Consider the following 16,646-nt stretch of genomic DNA (forward strand, 5'->3'; position numbering starts at 1 on the left):
ATGTCTGAGAAGAAAACGGTCGTCATCGATCTCAAGTTCGCGCGTCGAGAGGTGGACGAGGCACTGAGCAACGCCTTTGCAGGCCGCACCGTGCTGCGCGCCGCGGATGCTGCGGCCGACCTGTCTGACGCACGTTACGCGGTGATCTGGAAGCCCGATCCGACCCTGTTTGAGCGCGCGCCGAAGCTGGAGGTGCTCTTTTCCGGCGGTGCCGGTGTCGATTACATCCTCGCCATGCCGAACCTTCCCGACATCCCGATCGTCCGTTTCGTGGATGAAAGCCTGACGACGCGCATGAGCGAGTGGGTGGTCCTGCAGGCGCTCAGCCATCTGCGCCAGGTCCCCGCTTATGCAAAGCAGCAGCGAGAGCGGGTCTGGCGGGAATTGACCCAGCCGGAAGCCAAGGATCTCACGGTCGGCGTCATGGGCCTCGGCGTACTGGGTCAGGATTCGGTCGCCAAGCTCAAGATCATGGGCTTCAACGTCATCGGCTGGTCGCGCAGCAAGAAGGTGATCGGCGGCGTCGAAACCTTCGATGAAAGCGGGTTGGACGAATTCCTCGCCAAGACGGATATCCTGGTGGGCCTGCTGCCACTGACGCCGCAGACCCGCGGCATTTTCAACGCAGACCTGATCGGCAAGCTGCGCCAGGGTGGCGCCCTGGGCGAGCCGGTCTTCATCAATGCCGGCCGCGGCGGCAGCCAGGTGGAAGTGGATGTGATCGCAGCCCTGAAGAACGGCGTTCTCGGCGGCGCCTCGCTTGACGTGTTCGAGCAGGAGCCATTGGCGGAAACGAGCCCCCTGTGGTCGATGGAGAACGTCATCATCACGCCGCACGCGGCATCGGCTTCGGATGTCCGGGCCCTGTTCCGCAACGCGGAAGCGCAGATGAATGACTACGAGGCCGGGCAGCCGCTGCGGCACGTGGTGGACCGAACGACCGGTTACTAACGCAACCGTTCCAATGACCTCCGGCCATGGCGGAACATTCGCCGTGGCCTTTCGTTTCCTTGTCGATGAGCCGGATGTTACCGGCCCCAAACCAGGAGCGAAATCATGAATACCCGTTTCGATCCCAAGGACGCCGGAAACCGCCCAGCCGGTACTGCTGGTTCTCGCCCCGTGGTCGAGACTGCAACCGACGCCCGCCAGGGACGCCAGGGCCTTCCGGTCCTCAAAGTGCTGATCAGTGCCCTTGTCCTCGTGGCAATCGCCTTTGCCGTTGCGCAATGGTGGGGCGAGGCAAGCGATGCACCAGACGCCCAGACGGCAACGCCACCGGCCGGCAGCACCACGCCGCAGAGCTCCAATGCCGCGCCAAGCGCGGATCCTGCGGCCGCTCCGCCGCCAGCGTCGGCTGCAAACGATTCCCAGTCGGGCAACTAACCCGCCAACTGATCTGAAAAGAATTTCCCTCGGCCGCGCTCGCTCGCGGCCGATTTGCGTCTAGACTTCATCTCCAAAGTTTTCGATAAGTCTGCCCCGGAGGTGGAGCAGCCGTTGCCTCCGAATGCATCTCGAGTCGGCGGAGTCGATCTTCCGGAAGATCGAGGCAAGGGCAGGCATGACCAAGACGGATATCGCAGCCAGGGTCTATAACCATACCTGGAAGCTGGACCCCATCATCCGCAGCCTTATCGACACGGACTTCTACAAGCTTCTGATGCTGCAGATGATCTGGAAGCTGTATCCGGATGTCGATGTCACCTTCTCGGTGATCAATCGCACCACCAGCGTCAAGCTGGCGGAGGAGATCGACGAGGGTGAACTGCGCGAACAGCTCGACCATGCGCGAAGCGTCACCCTTTCCAAGAAGGAGATGATCTGGCTCGCCGGTAACACCTTCTATGGCCGCAAGCAGATCTTCGAACCGGAATTCCTCAACTGGCTGTCGACTTACCGGCTGCCGGAATACGAACTGCGCAAGCAGAACGGCCAGTACGAACTGACCTTCCACGGCAAGTGGATGGATACGACACTGTGGGAAATCCCGGCACTCGCCATCATCAACGAGCTTCGATCGCGCAGCGCCATGCGCTCGCTCGGCTTCTTCACGCTGGATGTGCTCTATGCCCGGGCCAAGGCGAAGATGTGGGAAAAGGTGGAGCGGCTGCGCATGCTGCCCGGGCTGCGCATCTCCGACTTCGGCACCCGCCGTCGCCATTCCTTCCTGTGGCAGCGCTGGTGCGTCGAAGCCTTGAAGGAAGGCATCGGCCCGGCGTTTACCGGCACCAGCAACGTGCTGCTCGCGATGGATTCCGATCTTGAAGCCGTCGGGACCAACGCGCATGAATTGCCGATGGTCGCCGCAGCACTTGCCAATACGGATGCGGAGCTGCGCGCCGCACCCTACCAGGTGCTCAAGGACTGGAACCGGCTCTACCACGGTAACCTGCTGATCGTGCTTCCCGATGCCTTCGGCACGGCCGCCTTCCTGCGCGACGCGCCGGACTGGATCGCTGACTGGACCGGCTTCCGCCCCGACAGCGCGCCGCCGATCGAAGGTGGCGAGAAGATCATCGCCTGGTGGGAGAAGATGGGCCGCGACCCGCGCAAGAAGCTGCTGATCTTCTCCGATGGCCTGGATGTCGATGCCATCATCGACACCTACAAGCATTTTGAGGGGCGGGTGCGCATGAGCTTCGGCTGGGGCACCAACCTCACCAACGATTTTGCCGGATGCGCGCCGACGGAAAATGCCGGCCTGATGCCGATCTCGGTCGTCTGCAAGGTCAGCGAGGCGAACGGCCGTCCAGCGGTGAAGCTGTCGGACAATCCGCGCAAGGCCACCGGCGATCCGGCCGAGGTGGAGCGTTACCTCAAATTCTTCGGCCAGGATGACCGGGTCGACCAGGCGGTTCTCGTCTAGGCCGGATGCGAAAAAAAGCCCTGCTGGTAGCAGCAGGGCTTTTTTATCAGTGATGCGCCAGGCTTAGTCGATGACCTGGACCACCGTGTGGGTTTCCGGATCAACGATGACGCGCTGCTTGTTGATCACGGTATAGGCGTATTTCGGGTTGCTCGGTACCGGCGTGACCACGACGCTGCTCGGGATCGGCTTGCCGACCACAACCGGCTCTTCGATGGTGACGGCCGTCGTTGCCGGCTGTTCTTCGACATAGGTAACGACTTCACGCGGCGGCGGGTCGATTGCGGTGCCGGCAACGGCGCCAACTACGCCACCAACGGCTGCACCAACTGGGCCACCAACGATGGCGCCGGTGACGGCACCACCTGCAGCGCCATTAACGGTGCTCTCCTGGGCACTGGCCTGGCCAGCAAAGGACGCTGCAAGAATAGCGCAGGAAGCAAGGATGATCTTCTTCATGTGTCTTCTCCGTTCGTTGAGTTCCGGCGGATAATTCATGAAGGTCGAAAGTGGTTCCTCCCGATCGCTCACCTTTCGTGAGCCTCTGTTACATTGACCGGGCGTAGCTCGATCACATTTCTAAAAAATGCGCAGCTAACATGGTCTTCCACTTGCCAAGTGGGGCTATAAGTCTATTTCGCGTGCTGGATCTGGAGGAGCAAGCTTTGGAATACCGTTTCCTGATCGTCGAAGACAGTCTGTTGGTGGCCATGGACATCGAAGACGCGATCCACCGCAGCGGGCATGATGTTGTTGGCATAGCACCGGACATGACTGTTGCGCTGAACTACACCCGAGAAACTGACATCGCCTTTGTGGACGTGCGCCTCGCCGATGGCGAAACCGGCCCCGAAATCGCCAGGGCCTTGGCGGAATACGGCATCGTCGTCATCATGATCACCGGCAATCCGGGCCTCGTGGCATCCGGCGTATCCGGCGTAGTGGGGGTCATGGCCAAGCCTCTTACCGACCAGGCATCGATGGACCTCATCCAGTTTGCCGTCGACCGCAAGAACGGCCGTGAAGGCACGCCGCCCGCGCGCCTGCGCCTCTTCCACTAGAAAGCGCAATCTTTCACCGGCACCCTTGTTGTCGAAAGTCCCTCGAGGCTCTAGAGCATCAGGAGTGACTTTCCGCTTCTGACGACAGGCTCGCACATGCGTTATTTCATCACCGGTACGGCAGGCTTCATCGGGTTCCATCTGGCGCGACGCCTGCTGGAGGACGGCCACGAGGTCCTGGGCTTCGATGGCATGACGCCCTATTACAGCCTGCGCCTCAAGGAAGCGCGGCATGCGGGACTGGCGCAGTTTCCAACCTTCCGGCCGGTGATCGGCATGCTGGAAGACAAGGCGCTGCTGGAAGAGGCAGTCTCAAGCTTCAAGCCGGACGTGCTGATCCATCTCGCAGCCCAGGCCGGCGTGCGCTACAGCCTTGAAAACCCGAAAGCCTATCTCGATTCCAATCTCGTCGGCTCCTGGAATATCCTGGAGATCGCCCGCGCCCACCAGGTGGGGCACCTGATGCTCGCCTCCACCTCCTCGGTCTATGGCTCGAACCCGGACGTGCCGTTCCGCGAGATCGACAAGGCGGACGAGCCGCTGACCTTCTATGCCGCAACGAAGAAGAGCATGGAACTGATGGCGCATTCCTACGCGCATCTCCACAAGATGCCGATCACCGCCTTCCGTTTCTTCACCGTCTACGGTCCCTGGGGACGGCCCGACATGGCGCTCTTCAAGTTCGTCAAGGCGATGATCGAAGACCGCGAGATCGAGATCTACGGCGAAGGCAAGATGAGCCGTGACTTCACCTATATCGATGACCTGGTGAACTCGATCATAGACCTGTCGAAGGTGTTTCCGGGCGAAGAAAACCGCGTGCCCGAGATCGACACGCTGTCGCACCAGGGCCCGTTCCGCGTCGTCAATATCGGTGGCGGCCAGCCGGCCGGCCTCCTGGACTTCGTCGAGACGATCGAGAAGGTCATGGGCAAGCCTGCCAAGCGCAAGATGCTGCCGATGCAGAAGGGTGACGTGCCGCGTACCTTTGCGAGCCCCGATTTGCTCGTCGCTCTTACAGGCCGAAAGCCCGAGATCGGCCTTGATGTCGGTGTGAAGGCGTTTGTGGATTGGTATCTCGATCATCGCAACGAGATCGACTGATCGGTCAGCGACGGCTGTTTGCGCCGTCGCTGAAGCGCGTTATCCTGGCTTGATCCGAGTGGGAGGAGGTCGCGGAATGAACATCGCAGCAGGATCGATCGCCTTTGCCGCCCCGCTGGCAGCGCTTGCATTCGTCATGGCGACTGGTGAGCCGAATGCGCATCCTTGCGCCGCCGACCTCGCGCTGGAAAAATCCGCGGAGATCGTCGAGGCACAGGCGGGCGTGGTCGGCTTCGCCCTGACGAATGTCCGGCACTACGGCTGCCGGCTTGAGGCCCGCGGCCTGTTCGACGTCCGCGCGGCCGATGGCTTCGATCGCAAGCCTTTCAAGGTAGAGATCGCTTTCGACGAGCAGAACCGTCGCTGGCAAGAGGTCAGCGTCGAGATGTAATGTGCCTGACGTCGTCTTCGCCTGCGTGTTCAGATGAGGCGGGTGATCACCGTGACGACACCGCTGATCAGGGCAAGGTTGATGCAAAAGCGTGCAAGCATGGGTCTGATCCTCTCGCATCGCGCATAAAGGGCGCTGTTGCATTCACGCGATCAAGATTGCGCGGCACGCACTGAACCGGCACTGAAGCTGAAGTTCAGGTGCAGTTCATCAAGAAGTAGATCGACTAGAAGCGATCGGCGACCTGGATGCCGGCCGGGCCGAGGATGACGGCGATCAGCACCGGCAGGAAGAACAGGATCATCGGCACGGTGAGCTTCGGCGGCAGGGCGGCGGCCTTCTTTTCCGCCTCGTTCATGCGTTCATCACGGCTTTCCTGCGCCAGCACGCGCAGCGCCTGCGAGATCGGCGTGCCGTAGCGTTCGGCCTGGATCAGCGCCTGCGTCACCGCCTTGACGATATCGAGCCCGGTACGGGTGCCAAGGTTCTCGAGCGCCGTTCGACGGTCTTGGAGGAATGAGAGCTCCGCCATGGTCAGCACCATTTCTTCCGCAAGCGGCGGAGATTGCTGCGCCATTTCCTCGGCAACACGGCGCATCGCCGCTTCCATCGAAATACCGGATTCGACGCAGATCAGCATCAGGTCGAGCGCGTCCGGCCATGCACGCTTGATCGACAGCTGGCGCTTGCTGACGAGGTTCGAGACATAGATGTTCGGGGCGTAGAAGCCGATATAGGCGGCGCCGATCGTCACGAGCAGGCGCACGGCAAAGGACTGGCCGGCCAGGTTGCCAAGCCCGAAGACCCAGAAGGCGACCGCGGCCAGGAACAAGAAGGGCAGCAGGAAACGCGCGAGCAGGAAGACGTTGAGCGCGTTTTGTGAACGCAGGCCGGCAGCCTTCAGGCGGTTCACCGTGTTGTCGTCGACCAGCGCCTTGCGCAGGTTGAAGCGCTCGACGATCTGCCGGACGGACTGGTTGTTCTGGGTGCGCAGCGACGTCTTAGACTGCTCGGCGTTTATCCGCGCACGTTCGCGGGCGCGGATCTGCTCGCGCTCGGTGGAAACGGCCTTCATGCGCTTGTCGAGGTTGCCGCGCTCAAGGAAGGGCGTGGCGAGCGAATAAAGCGTGGCGAACACGGCCAGCGCCACCAATAGGGCCAGCAGTGTGGCGGGATCGGTCAGCGTCGTCGCAAGGTCTTTCACTGCCGTCTCCTCAGATGTCGAAATTGATCATGTTGCGCATGACGAAGATGCCGATCGACATCCACACGCCCGAAGCCAAGAGGATCAGGTGGCCGCGCGGGTCGGTGAACAGGATGCTGATATACTGCGGCGAGGTGAGGTACACGAGCGTCGCCACGATGAACGGCAGCGCGCCGATGATGACGGCCGATGCCTTGGCTTCCATAGACAGGGCGCTGACCTTGGCCTTCATCTTCTTTCGGTCGCGCAGCACCTTGGAAAGGTTTCCGATCGCTTCCGACAGGTTGCCGCCCGCCTGGCTCTGGATCGCAATGACGATCGAGAAGAAGTTCACCTCCGGCAGCGGCATCGTCATCATCATGCGGGCGATGGCTTCGGGAATGCTCAGGCCCACCTGCTGGGATTCGACCACGCGCCGGAACTCCGTCTTCACCGGCTCCTGTCCGTCGGCCGCGATGAGCCGCAGCGCGTCGTTCAAGGGCAGGCCGGACTTGATGGAGCGCGTCATCACGTCAAGCGCGTTTGGAAACTCCTCGAGGAACTTCTTCTGGCGACGCTTGACGAGAAAACCAACGACCCAGCGCGGCACGCCGATGGCGGATGCAAATGCGGTGCCGAGGGCCGCCAGCAGCGGCAGGCCCATCAACAGCGTAAGCAGGAACATCAAGATGCCGAACACGGCACTCAGGAGATAGAAGCGGCCGAGGCTGAGCGAATAGCCGGTCTGGGCAAGCCGGGCCTTGATGCTGCCCTTGCCCATCCGCCGGTTCTTTTCTTCCTGCTGCTTTTCCAGCTCCTTGAGCGAATCCTGGACCGATTTGCGGCGCTTGGAAAGCTCCTGCACGCGGTCGCGTGCGGCCTTCAACTTGTTGAAGTCGGTTTCGGCCGCCTTCACCCGGTTCAGGCGCGCATCGGCACTTTTTTCCGCTTCCACGCGGGAGAACATCAGCGCATAGCAAACAGCGCCCGCGGCAATGGCCACGAGCGCAATAATCGCTATGACGGTCATATCCATCCCAAACATGGAAGATCCTCCCTTAATCCCTCGCCTTGTCCATGGCGTCGAGGGCGGCGGCGAGGCGCTTGTCCTCGTTGAAGTAGCGGGCCCGGTCCCAGAAATGAGGCTTGACGATGCCGGTGCCGACATGGCGGCCGATAAGGCGGCCATTGGCGTCTTCACCGTCAATCTCGTAGCGCATCAGGTCCTGCGTCACGATCACGTCGCCTTCCATGCCGATCACCTCGGTGATCTGGGTAATGCGGCGCGAACCGTCGCGAAGGCGGGCAGCCTGAACTATGACATCGATCGAACCGACGATGATTTCGCGCACCGTCTTGGCGGGCAGGGTGTAGCCGCCCATGGCGATCATTGACTCCATGCGGCTGAGGCATTCGCGCGGCGTGTTGGCGTGGATCGTGCCCATCGAGCCGTCGTGGCCGGTGTTCATCGCCTGCAGCAGGTCGAAAACCTCCGGTCCGCGCACTTCGCCGACGATGATCCGTTCCGGGCGCATACGCAGGCAGTTCTTGACGAGATCGCGCATGGTGATCTCGCCTTCGCCTTCGATGTTCGGCGGGCGGGTTTCCAGGCGCACCACATGCGGCTGCTGCAGCTGCAGTTCGGCCGTGTCTTCGCAGGTGATCACGCGTTCATGGGCGTCGATGTAGCGCGTCAGGCAGTTGAGAAGCGTCGTCTTACCCGAACCGGTACCGCCGGAGATCACCACGTTGCAGCGAACGCGGCCGATGATCTGCAAAAGCGTCGCGCCTTCGGGCGTGATCGCCCCGAACTTCACGAGCTGGTCGAGGTTGAGCTTGTCCTTCTTGAACTTGCGGATCGTCAGCGCCGGGCCGTCGATCGCAAGCGGCGGGGCAATGACGTTGACACGTGAGCCATCAGGCAGGCGCGCGTCGCAGATCGGCGAGCTTTCATCAACGCGGCGGCCGACCTGGCTGACAATGCGCTGGCAAATCGACAGGAGCTGCGCGTTGTCGCGGAAGCGGATTTCGGATTCGATCGTCTTGCCGCCAACTTCGATGAAGGTCTGGCCGGAACCGTTGACCATGATGTCGGCGATGTCGTCGCGGGCGAGCAGCGGCTCCAGCGGACCATAACCCAGAACGTCGTTGCAGATGTCTTCGAGCAGTTCTTCCTGCTCGGAGATCGACATCGCGAAGTTCTTGATGGTGATGATGTCGTTGACGATGTCGCGGATTTCTTCGCGCGCGCTTTCGCCATCAAGTTTGGCGAGCTGCGACAGGTCGATCGTGTCGATCAGCGCCGAGAAAACCTGGCTCTTGGTGTCGTAATAGTGCTCGGTGCGTGGCGCGCGCTTGCGCGCTGTGGCCGGCGGCTGGGGCGCGAGCGGCGGCGGTGCCACGGGCTGGCGAGGGCCACCCAGGTCACGACCGGGTTCTGCAAGGATCTCAGGCGTGCCGGGTCTGGCCATGACCGTCGCGGCCGAAGCGGGTGCCGCGGCTGGCGCAAAGCCAGCGCCGACGCTCTTGCCAGATCCTTCGTTTCCGCGTTTTCCGAACATGACGACTTCCTGGTATTAGCTTTTCTTGCGAGACAGCATTCCGATGAGCCCGCCGAGGCCGGCCTTCTTTGCCTTCTTCACCGCCATGCGACCGGTCACGATGTGGGCGATCTGCGAGAAGGTTTCGGCAGCCGGCGACTTGGCATCGATCTCGGAAATCATCCGGCCGCTGTTGGCGGCATTGCCGAACAACTGCACATCGAAGGGCAGGATGGCGATCGGCTCGATCTCCAGCGGCTCGACAAAGTCGCTCGGGGTGATCTCCGGGCGCTTCGGCATGCCCACCTGGTTGAGGATGAGATGCGGCGGGCGGTCGTTCGGCCGCAGCTTCTTCAGCGCGTCGATCATGTTCTTCGTGTTGCGCAGGTTCGCGAGATCCGGAACGGCGCAGATCACCACCTCGTCGACTTCCGAAAGCACGGAACGTGTCCACTCGCTCCAGGCATGCGGCAGGTCGAGTACCGCGACCGGTGCGCTGCGCTGCAGGAGTTCGATGATCGGCGTGAACGCGCCGCGGTCATAGTCATAGGCGCGGTCGAGAAGCGAGGGCGCGGCCAGCAGCGACAGGTGCTCGGAGCACTTTGTCAGCAGGCGGTCGAGGAAGACTTCATCCAGCCGCTCCGGCGCAAACACGGCTTCCGCAATGCCCTGCGCAGGATCTTGGTCGAAATCGATATTCGCGGTCCCGAACGGCAGGTCGAGGTCGGCAAGAATGGTTTCGGTCGAAAACAGGCTTGAGATGCCGAAGGCGCAGTTGTGGGCGATGGTGGAAGAGCCCACGCCACCCTTGGCGCCGATGAAGGCGATCGACTTGCCGAGCGGTTCGGCTTCCGGATCAACGAAGATGGCCGAAATGGAGGCAAGCATGTCCTGCATCTGCACCGGTCCGACGAGATATTCGGAAATGCCGTTGCGGATCAGTTCGCGGTAAAGGCCGATATCATTGTAGCGCCCAACAATGATCACGCGCGTGGAGGGGTCGCAGACCTCGGCCAGCGGCGCGAGCTCGACCAGCAGGTTCTTCGGGTCGGCTTCCGTTTCGAGGATGATCAGGTTCGGCGTCGGCGACGACGAGAACATGTTGGCGGCAGCGTCCGTGCTGCCGATCGTCACCCGAAGGTTGACCTTGGACATCCGGCGGTCGCGCGCCATCCGGTCCATCATCCGCTGCATGGCTTCGCTTTCGCAGAAGGCATGCACGGAGATGCGCGGCAGCGGGCGCAAGGCGTCGAGGTGGTCGGAACGCTCGGCAACTTCGGCGAACCGTTCATCCTCGCCGGGCGTGCGGATTTCGTAGTTGATCGCGCTCATGTGGGTCCCCCGCCTCCCGTTATGGTCTTGTGGTGGTCGAGCCACCGGTGCGGTAGTCGCTGATGACCTTCGCCCGCTGCGTCGCATCGATCGGCGTCGTGGCCCGCGGTGCGATCAGGTCGGTCGGATTGGCGACTTGCGCAGCCAGATTGTTCTGGCTGGCGCAGCCGAAATTGTACCAGTTCCGGTTGCCGAAGGTGTTGTCCGAAAGGTCGTCCGGCCACTCGCCACAGGCGCTGGTCATGGCTTTCGTCGCAACATAGGCGAGACGGATCGGGGCCGCGTCGCCATCAGGAGAGGCAGAATAGCTGCTCATCAGGATCCGCTGCGGCTTGATTCCTGTGCCGATCAGCGTGCGGCGCACGTCGCCGGCAAGATGCTGGGCGGCACCTGCATTGTAGGAACCGCGCGGCACCTGGACCTGGATCACCCCAGCCGGCGAGGCAACGAAATTCTGGGCAAAGCCGCGAACCGTATCCTTCATGCCGGCGTTCAGGCGGATGTCGCCGGATGCGACGGGAATATCCAGCGTATGTTCGGCTTCGGCCATCACGATCGGGTGGCGGGTCCGGTAGTCGTCCGGTATCGAGCCGGTGGTGAGCTGGCTGTTGCCGCAGGAGGAAAGAAGCGCGACCGTTGCTAGAAGCACGGTTGCTGCAGCAAACCTGCGCGTGGTGCGGTGTGCCTTGTCATCTGTCATGACATCGTGTCCTTCGGCCGGAAATGCTTGAGTTTCATTAGCCATGACCGCTCACTTGTAGATGAAGCCGACGGCGCCGTGGTATTGCCCTTTGGCAACGGGCTCCTTGCGGCCGTAGATCTTGTTCACACGGTTGAGGAAGAAGGTGGCTGCGTCGTTCTCGGGATTGAAGTTGTCATCCGGCCGCGCGATCTCGTTGCGTGCCACCGGGCGCACCAGATAGGGCGTCGCGATGATGACGAGTTCGGTCTCGTTGCGGACGAAATCCTTGCTGCGGAAGAGCGTGCCGAATACCGGCACCTTCGAGATGCCCGGCAGTCCCGACATCGCCTGGCGCACATTGTCCTGCACGAGGCCGGCAATTACGATCGAACCACCGGACGGCAGTTCCACGGAGGTCGAGGCTTCGCGCTTGCGGATTGACATGTAGGTGTTGCCTGCGACCCGCGGCGAGATCCCGTTGCCGGTCACGGCAGAACCCTCATAGGTCGGCTCGGAAACGTTTGTCTCGATCTGCAGGCTGATGCGGCCGGGGGAGAGCACCACCGGCTTGAAGTTCAGCTCGATGCCGTAGTCGACCGTCTGGATGGTCCGCTCGACGGTGGTCGCGTTGTTCTGGGTGCTGACTTCCTGGGTGCCCGGCAGGCGATATTCGCCACCGACATAGAACTTGGCCTGCTGGCCGGAGATTGCGGTGAGGCTCGGTTCGGCGAGCGTGCGCATCACGCCGGCCTGTTCCATGGCGTTCATGTAGGTGGCAAGGCTGGTATTGCCGACGAGGCCGCCCAGCGCACCCGTGGCGACCGTATTGATGGCATTGCCGAGGTTTGCCGGGTTGGCGAAGGAGATCGAGCCGCGCGGACCCTGCACCGAGCCGTTGAAGCCGAGCTGCTTCAGCACCTGGCGGCTGACTTCGGCAACCGTCACCTTCAGCGTTACCTGGTCTTCACCCTCGATGGTGAGCAGGTTGACGATCTGCGATTGCTGGCGGTCTTCGGCGAAAATGTCCGCGTCGCCGTTGTTACCCTGCGCGGTGATATTGCGGGTGGTGGCTTCACCGCCCTTGAGGAAGGCATTGGCAAGCCGTTCGGCCTGCGCTGAATCCTGCGGCGTGCGCACAGTGCCAGACAACACGATGTTGTCCGAGATGATTTCGACCTTGATGGCTGACTCCGGCAGGAAGCGGCGAAGGTTCTGCTCGAGGCCGGAGATGTCACGCTCGATCTGTACGTCGAGGCTTACAATTTCCTCGCCGCCCGGGCCGAAAACGAAGATGTTCGTCTGGCCGACAGTCTTGCCGAAGAGGTAGATGCGGCGCGAGGTGCGGGTCACCGCATCCGCCATGGTCGGATCAGCGACCAGGATGTCATGGGCGTCGGAAGGAAGATCAACGACGAGGGCCTTGTTCAAGCCCAGCGACAGGCGCTTGCGCACGCCAGGGCCGCCATCGGTGATGCGGATGACGCTATTGCTTGCGGCCTTCGCCTGCGGAATGCCGAAGCTCGCGTGGTCGAGGCTTGTCGGCATGCTTGAAAACGCGAGGCAGAAGGCCATGCTGGCCGCTGCCGAACTGCGAATTCTATGGATCAGCTTGCTCACGTGACAGCTCCGTTACTTCGCTTGCATCGGCGTGCTTTTGACGACCGTGCCAGACTTGATCACCTGAATCTCGTTCTTGCCGTCACCGTCGTGCAGCAGGTAGTCGGCAGCTGCGGTGTCGGCTTCCTGGGAGTCGGCGACGGAGCGCAGGGCAAGTGTCAGGCGGTCTGCCATCTGCTGCGCCACGGCAATCACCTTGGCCTGGTCGGGGGTGAGTTCGAGCGTGGCAGTCGTACCAACGACAGCCTTCGAACCATCCTCGCTCTCCTGGATCTGCTGGTCGATTGCCAGCACGCGGACGTTGTTCAGGATGTTTTCGGTGATGTAGCCGCCTCCATCCTTGTTCTGGCGGACCATGATGATGTCGACCCGGTCGTTCGGCAGCACGAAGCCGCCAGCGCCGGTCGCGACGGAGATCTCGGTGGCGACGGCGCGTTTGCCGGAGGGAAGCAGTGAGGCCATGATGCGGCTCGAGGCATCGGCGATCTTTTCGGCGCGAACCGGCTCACCCTTGAACATCGGCATGCGCACGATCGTGCCCTGCAGCTCGGTGACCGCTTCCGGGCGGATCGAGTCGGTGATGAACCCGTCGATGAGGCCGCTCTGCGGCCAGGCCACCCACTCGACAGCCTTGTCGCTAATGCGGCTACCGACGGGAAGGTTCTCAGCGGAGACGAGAACCCGAACCGTGGGCTCTTTCTGCACGATCGTCTCTACGACGCCCGGCGCTTTCGCTCCGGTCAGCTGCATGGCGAGCAGTCCCGCGAGGCCCGCAGCCACGACGGCAACCGAAAGAATGATGATACGGGTCGGCTTCATGAGGCCAGTCCTTGGAAATACAATCTCCGGGAACAATGGCCTTCAAAGGTGTAATTATAGTTAACGACTTGCTGCCGTCTTTGGTTAACGGAAAGTTTCTTTTTTAACTTTCACTGAAAAGCCTGAGCGCCCACATGTATAGTGGAGATTGCCCAAGTGTCAGCATGCCACCAATCGCAATTGCGATCCCGTAAGGGATCTTCTTCGCCGTCACCATGGATGAGGGCAGGGGGACGCCCAGCGACACAACCCTGTGCGCTTGGCTACGTAACAGCAGGAAGACGAGTGTGACTACGCCGCCAGCAAAGGCGACCGCCGTCAGGAAGGCGATCAGCGAGCTGTTGAGGCCGTACCAAAGCGCAATCGCTGTCAGCAACTTGGCGTCACCACCGCCCATGACATTGACGGCAAAGAGGGCGAAGCAGGCGATGAAGACAAGAAGTGCGGCGAGAGCGGCGAAACCCAGTTCGACGGCACCCATGCCGGCGAGCGGCGCCAAGAGGAGAAAAGCCACCGCAAGTCCTAAAGAAATGCGGTTGGGAATGGTCATCGTGATCAGGTCGCTGAGCGCCGCGTAGATCAACGCAGCGACCGGCACTGAAAGAACCAGGATAGCGACAACAACATCAACCATGCGCTTTCCTTTCACGAAGACCTGAGAGCAAAAAATAACGAGGGTCGCCAATCGGCGGCCCTCGTTCATGTTCTACCGATCCAGGCTGATAGCAATCAGCAAGAAGTGGTGGCGGCGGCGCTGCAGTTCAGCTTGTTGGAGATGCTGGTGAACTGGGTATTCAGCTTGCTGCCGAGCGTGGTGGCGCCAGCGATCAGTGCGACGGAGATGAGGGCGGCGATCAGGCCGTATTCGATTGCGGTGGCGCCGGATTCGTCTTTGCGGAAACGGGCGAAAAGCTTTGACATGGGACTCTCCTAAGTAGAATTGTTGTTCAGCACTTCCCGACAACTGTTTCCGTTGTTCGGATGGACCAAATCTACAAAGGGACGATTTCCATCACCTTAAGGAATGCAGTTAAGAAGGTGTTAATGCCCCACGGTTTGGATCGAGGTCAATGATGTCGCAAGATTTTCCGTAGTATTTTAGCATTCTCGCTTCGCCTGTGTTTGGGGCTAAATTAACACCTGCTTGTGCTGCGGCGAGGGCGTTTCTGTCGATTTATGAGGAATAGCTTGATCGTGGCATGTTCCATACCTGGAGCTGTCGAGCCGGGTGCTTGGCCCAGCTTGTCGTCTTAACGCTTGTTTCACCAATCACGTCCATTATCGGTTAAGCACTGTTTCCAGACTGAAGGCCGATCCTCATGTCCATACTCAGCCTCGTGGTTCGATTCGCGGCGTTTGGCGGCATTAGCCTTGCCTGTGCCGGACAGGCGTCCGCCCAGGACGGCGACGTCGATCTCCTGCGGGTCTTCATGAATCACGCCCGCGTGCTGAAGCTCGACCGGCCGGTGAGCAAGGTCATCGTGGGCAATGCCAACGTTGCGGATGCGACGGTGGCGGATCCCACCACGATCGTGTTGACGGGCCGCAGCTTCGGAACCACCAACCTTGTCCTGCTTGACGCCGAGGGCAATGCGATTGCCGACGAGCGGGTGCTGGTCTCGATCGACGAGGGCAACACGGTCCGCGTCTTCCGCCAGACGGCGCGCTCCATCCTGTCCTGCACGCCGAACTGCGAACAGCACGCCGAATTCTCCGCGACGGCCGCCGGCGCGCCCTGAACGGCACAGATTGCTAAACTGAAAGCCATCTTGGCAACGGAATATCAATAGTCCGCCGATACCTTCCAGGATGAAGGAAGGGGTTTGGATGGTAGGCATGCGCCAGGACTGTGACGTCATCCACGACAGCTCGGACACGAAGCCGAAGCGCAAGGGCGTTTGGCGGCGTATGCTGCGTTCCGACGACGGCGCGGCGGCCATCGAGTTCACGATCCTCGCCATTCCCTATTTCATCATCGTCTTCGCAATTGTCGAGACCTTCATTGCCTTCACCGGTGAGCAGCTGATCTCCAACGCGGTCGACACCCTCTCGCGCAAGATCCGCACCGGCCAGATCACCAACACCATGAAGACGGAGCAGTTCCGCCAGGCGTTCTGCGAAGAAATCTCCATCATGATCCAGTGCGACGCCAACGAGGTGGCGCAGCCGAACAAACTGCTGCTGGATGTACGCAGCTACGCGAGTTTCGCCGATATCCCGAAGACGCTTCCGATCAATTCGGCAGGTGACATCGATGGTGCTTCCTTCGGATTTGCGCCGGGCAAGCAGAACACGATCAACATGGTTCGTGCCTTCTACAAGTGGAATATCATCACCGACATCCTGCGACCGATGCTCAGCACCATCAAACCCGCCGGTGATGACTCCGGTTACTTCCTGATTGTCGAGACATCCGCCTTCCGGAACGAGGATTATCCATGATCCAGGAGGCGAAGCTGAAGATGCGCCATTCCGGCATCCTGATCCGGCTGCGGGATTTCCTGCGCGATCGCCGGGGTGTGGGTGCGGTCGAATTCGCGCTGATCGCGCCGATCCTCCTGAGCCTCTACATCACCTCGTTCGAGATCACGGTAGGCCTGAGCGTTGCGAAGCGCGTCACCCGCAGCGCCAGCACGATCGCCGATCTGCTGACGCGGGAGTCCTCCGTGTCGAGTGCCACATTGGCGAACATGACGGCTGTTGGAGACAGCATCCTGTTTCCCTTCAAGCCGGCAAGCAAGGTAATCAAGGTTACCGGAGTGAAGCTCGATGCAACCGGTGCGCCCAAGGTCGCCTGGTCCTGGTCAAGTGCCGGCGGCGCGCCTTATGCGGTCGGCACGCCGGTTGATGTTCCAAACGACATGCGCTTGCCCGACACCTTCCTCATCCGCGCCGAAGTGGCGGTTGGTCACAAGCTGCTGATGTTCCTGTCGGGCCCCGAGGGAAGCGGTTACCAGAACATCACGATCGCGCGGGAATTCTTCTATCGCCAGCGCACCGGAAGCGAAATTTCCTGCAGCGGCTGCAGCTAGGCCACCCTTTCACCCC

General features: G+C 61.3%; 19 protein-coding genes. 9 read left to right on the forward strand and 10 right to left on the reverse strand.

The window, feature by feature from the left end:
- From M0654_RS18930 to pncB, 3 genes are all read left to right on the forward strand, one after another.
- Complete coding sequence (locus tag M0654_RS18930; protein ID WP_248684413.1) at nt 1-951, forward strand: 2-hydroxyacid dehydrogenase; 951 nt, start codon at nt 1-3, stop codon at nt 949-951.
- A gap of 105 nt (nt 952-1,056) precedes the next feature.
- Nucleotides 1,057-1,386 (forward strand): hypothetical protein, encoded by a 330-nt coding sequence (locus tag M0654_RS18935; protein ID WP_248684414.1) that lies wholly within the window; start codon nt 1,057-1,059, stop codon nt 1,384-1,386.
- A gap of 178 nt (nt 1,387-1,564) precedes the next feature.
- Nucleotides 1,565-2,869 carry a nicotinate phosphoribosyltransferase gene (gene pncB, locus M0654_RS18940; protein WP_248684415.1) on the forward strand — a complete coding sequence of 435 codons (1,305 nt, stop codon included), beginning with the start codon at nt 1,565-1,567 and terminating at the stop codon, nt 2,867-2,869.
- Between the two features lie 63 nt (nt 2,870-2,932).
- On the opposite strand, the gene M0654_RS18945 is transcribed toward pncB, so the two are convergent.
- Nucleotides 2,933-3,328, reverse strand: coding sequence for a DUF1236 domain-containing protein (locus tag M0654_RS18945; protein ID WP_248684416.1), 396 nt, complete (start codon nt 3,326-3,328; stop codon nt 2,933-2,935).
- 206 nt (nt 3,329-3,534) lie between these two features.
- Between M0654_RS18945 and M0654_RS18950 the strand changes: the two genes are divergently transcribed.
- The 3 genes from M0654_RS18950 to M0654_RS18960 all read left to right on the forward strand — a co-directional run bounded on the left by M0654_RS18950 (nt 3,535) and on the right by M0654_RS18960 (nt 5,425).
- Nucleotides 3,535-3,930, forward strand: coding sequence for a response regulator (locus M0654_RS18950; RefSeq protein ID WP_245450354.1), 396 nt, complete (start codon nt 3,535-3,537; stop codon nt 3,928-3,930).
- 96 nt (nt 3,931-4,026) lie between these two features.
- Nucleotides 4,027-5,034, forward strand: coding sequence for an NAD-dependent epimerase/dehydratase family protein (locus M0654_RS18955; protein WP_248684417.1), 1,008 nt, complete (start codon nt 4,027-4,029; stop codon nt 5,032-5,034).
- A 76-nt stretch (nt 5,035-5,110) separates the two neighbouring features.
- Complete coding sequence (locus tag M0654_RS18960; protein WP_248684418.1) at nt 5,111-5,425, forward strand: hypothetical protein; 315 nt, start codon at nt 5,111-5,113, stop codon at nt 5,423-5,425.
- Nucleotides 5,426-5,651: 226 nt separating this feature from the next.
- Here M0654_RS18960 and M0654_RS18965 read toward each other — a convergent pair whose 3' ends face one another.
- The 9 genes from M0654_RS18965 to M0654_RS19005 form a co-directional block, all read right to left on the reverse strand.
- Nucleotides 5,652-6,629 carry a type II secretion system F family protein gene (locus M0654_RS18965; protein WP_248684419.1) on the reverse strand — a complete coding sequence of 326 codons (978 nt, stop codon included), beginning with the start codon at nt 6,627-6,629 and terminating at the stop codon, nt 5,652-5,654.
- A gap of 10 nt (nt 6,630-6,639) precedes the next feature.
- Nucleotides 6,640-7,653 carry a type II secretion system F family protein gene (locus M0654_RS18970; RefSeq protein ID WP_248684420.1) on the reverse strand — a complete coding sequence of 338 codons (1,014 nt, stop codon included), beginning with the start codon at nt 7,651-7,653 and terminating at the stop codon, nt 6,640-6,642.
- A gap of 13 nt (nt 7,654-7,666) precedes the next feature.
- Complete coding sequence (locus M0654_RS18975) at nt 7,667-9,169, reverse strand: CpaF family protein (protein WP_248684421.1); 1,503 nt, start codon at nt 9,167-9,169, stop codon at nt 7,667-7,669.
- 15 nt (nt 9,170-9,184) lie between these two features.
- Complete coding sequence (locus tag M0654_RS18980; RefSeq protein WP_118851300.1) at nt 9,185-10,480, reverse strand: AAA family ATPase; 1,296 nt, start codon at nt 10,478-10,480, stop codon at nt 9,185-9,187.
- A 19-nt stretch (nt 10,481-10,499) separates the two neighbouring features.
- The gene (locus M0654_RS18985; protein ID WP_248684422.1) at nt 10,500-11,180 is read right to left on the reverse strand and encodes a CpaD family pilus assembly protein; all 681 of its coding nucleotides are present in this window, start codon (nt 11,178-11,180) and stop codon (nt 10,500-10,502) included.
- A gap of 51 nt (nt 11,181-11,231) precedes the next feature.
- Nucleotides 11,232-12,734 carry a type II and III secretion system protein family protein gene (locus M0654_RS18990; RefSeq protein ID WP_118851302.1) on the reverse strand — a complete coding sequence of 501 codons (1,503 nt, stop codon included), beginning with the start codon at nt 12,732-12,734 and terminating at the stop codon, nt 11,232-11,234.
- A 57-nt stretch (nt 12,735-12,791) separates the two neighbouring features.
- Complete coding sequence (gene cpaB / locus M0654_RS18995; RefSeq protein WP_118851303.1) at nt 12,792-13,598, reverse strand: Flp pilus assembly protein CpaB; 807 nt, start codon at nt 13,596-13,598, stop codon at nt 12,792-12,794.
- Between the two features lie 103 nt (nt 13,599-13,701).
- Nucleotides 13,702-14,232 (reverse strand): A24 family peptidase, encoded by a 531-nt coding sequence (locus M0654_RS19000; RefSeq protein WP_248684447.1) that lies wholly within the window; start codon nt 14,230-14,232, stop codon nt 13,702-13,704.
- 95 nt (nt 14,233-14,327) lie between these two features.
- Complete coding sequence (locus M0654_RS19005) at nt 14,328-14,519, reverse strand: Flp family type IVb pilin (protein ID WP_118851305.1); 192 nt, start codon at nt 14,517-14,519, stop codon at nt 14,328-14,330.
- Nucleotides 14,520-14,917: 398 nt separating this feature from the next.
- Here M0654_RS19005 and M0654_RS19010 point away from each other — a divergent pair, with 398 nt between their 5' ends.
- From M0654_RS19010 to M0654_RS19020, 3 genes are all read left to right on the forward strand, one after another.
- Nucleotides 14,918-15,337, forward strand: a complete 420-nt coding sequence (locus tag M0654_RS19010; protein ID WP_248684423.1) for a pilus assembly protein N-terminal domain-containing protein — start codon at nt 14,918-14,920, stop codon at nt 15,335-15,337.
- A gap of 88 nt (nt 15,338-15,425) precedes the next feature.
- Nucleotides 15,426-16,040 (forward strand): TadE/TadG family type IV pilus assembly protein, encoded by a 615-nt coding sequence (locus M0654_RS19015; RefSeq protein WP_313791091.1) that lies wholly within the window; start codon nt 15,426-15,428, stop codon nt 16,038-16,040.
- Nucleotides 16,037-16,630: a TadE/TadG family type IV pilus assembly protein gene (locus tag M0654_RS19020; RefSeq protein WP_248684424.1), complete on the forward strand. Its 594-nt coding sequence runs from the start codon at nt 16,037-16,039 to the stop codon at nt 16,628-16,630. Before M0654_RS19015 ends, M0654_RS19020 begins: the two co-directional genes overlap by 4 nt.
- Nucleotides 16,631-16,646 lie beyond the last annotated feature (16 nt).

It is taken from the genome of Neorhizobium turbinariae (assembly GCF_023223505.1).
In the GTDB taxonomy this organism is placed as follows: Bacteria; Pseudomonadota; Alphaproteobacteria; order Rhizobiales; family Rhizobiaceae; genus Neorhizobium; species Neorhizobium turbinariae.

Bases quoted from the DNA above. Each gene is read 5' to 3' on its own strand.
- cpaB (WP_118851303.1), bottom strand. From the start codon at position 13,598: ATGAAGCCGACCCGTATCATCATTCTTTCGGTTGCCGTCGTGGCTGCG.
- M0654_RS18985 (WP_248684422.1), bottom strand. From the start codon at position 11,180: ATGACAGATGACAAGGCACACCGCACCACGCGCAGGTTTGCTGCAGCA.
- M0654_RS18945 (WP_248684416.1), bottom strand. From the start codon at position 3,328: ATGAAGAAGATCATCCTTGCTTCCTGCGCTATTCTTGCAGCGTCCTTT.
- M0654_RS18955 (WP_248684417.1), top strand. From the start codon at position 4,027: ATGCGTTATTTCATCACCGGTACGGCAGGCTTCATCGGGTTCCATCTG.
- M0654_RS18970 (WP_248684420.1), bottom strand. From the start codon at position 7,653: ATGTTTGGGATGGATATGACCGTCATAGCGATTATTGCGCTCGTGGCC.
- M0654_RS19020 (WP_248684424.1), top strand. From the start codon at position 16,037: ATGATCCAGGAGGCGAAGCTGAAGATGCGCCATTCCGGCATCCTGATC.
- M0654_RS19015 (WP_313791091.1), top strand. From the start codon at position 15,426: ATGGTAGGCATGCGCCAGGACTGTGACGTCATCCACGACAGCTCGGAC.
- M0654_RS18980 (WP_118851300.1), bottom strand. From the start codon at position 10,480: ATGAGCGCGATCAACTACGAAATCCGCACGCCCGGCGAGGATGAACGG.
- M0654_RS18990 (WP_118851302.1), bottom strand. From the start codon at position 12,734: ATGGCCTTCTGCCTCGCGTTTTCAAGCATGCCGACAAGCCTCGACCAC.
- M0654_RS19010 (WP_248684423.1), top strand. From the start codon at position 14,918: ATGTCCATACTCAGCCTCGTGGTTCGATTCGCGGCGTTTGGCGGCATT.
- M0654_RS18935 (WP_248684414.1), top strand. From the start codon at position 1,057: ATGAATACCCGTTTCGATCCCAAGGACGCCGGAAACCGCCCAGCCGGT.
- M0654_RS18960 (WP_248684418.1), top strand. From the start codon at position 5,111: ATGAACATCGCAGCAGGATCGATCGCCTTTGCCGCCCCGCTGGCAGCG.
- M0654_RS18930 (WP_248684413.1), top strand. From the start codon at position 1: ATGTCTGAGAAGAAAACGGTCGTCATCGATCTCAAGTTCGCGCGTCGA.
- M0654_RS18975 (WP_248684421.1), bottom strand. From the start codon at position 9,169: ATGTTCGGAAAACGCGGAAACGAAGGATCTGGCAAGAGCGTCGGCGCT.
- M0654_RS19005 (WP_118851305.1), bottom strand. From the start codon at position 14,519: ATGTCAAAGCTTTTCGCCCGTTTCCGCAAAGACGAATCCGGCGCCACC.
- pncB (WP_248684415.1), top strand. From the start codon at position 1,565: ATGACCAAGACGGATATCGCAGCCAGGGTCTATAACCATACCTGGAAG.
- M0654_RS19000 (WP_248684447.1), bottom strand. From the start codon at position 14,232: ATGGTTGATGTTGTTGTCGCTATCCTGGTTCTTTCAGTGCCGGTCGCT.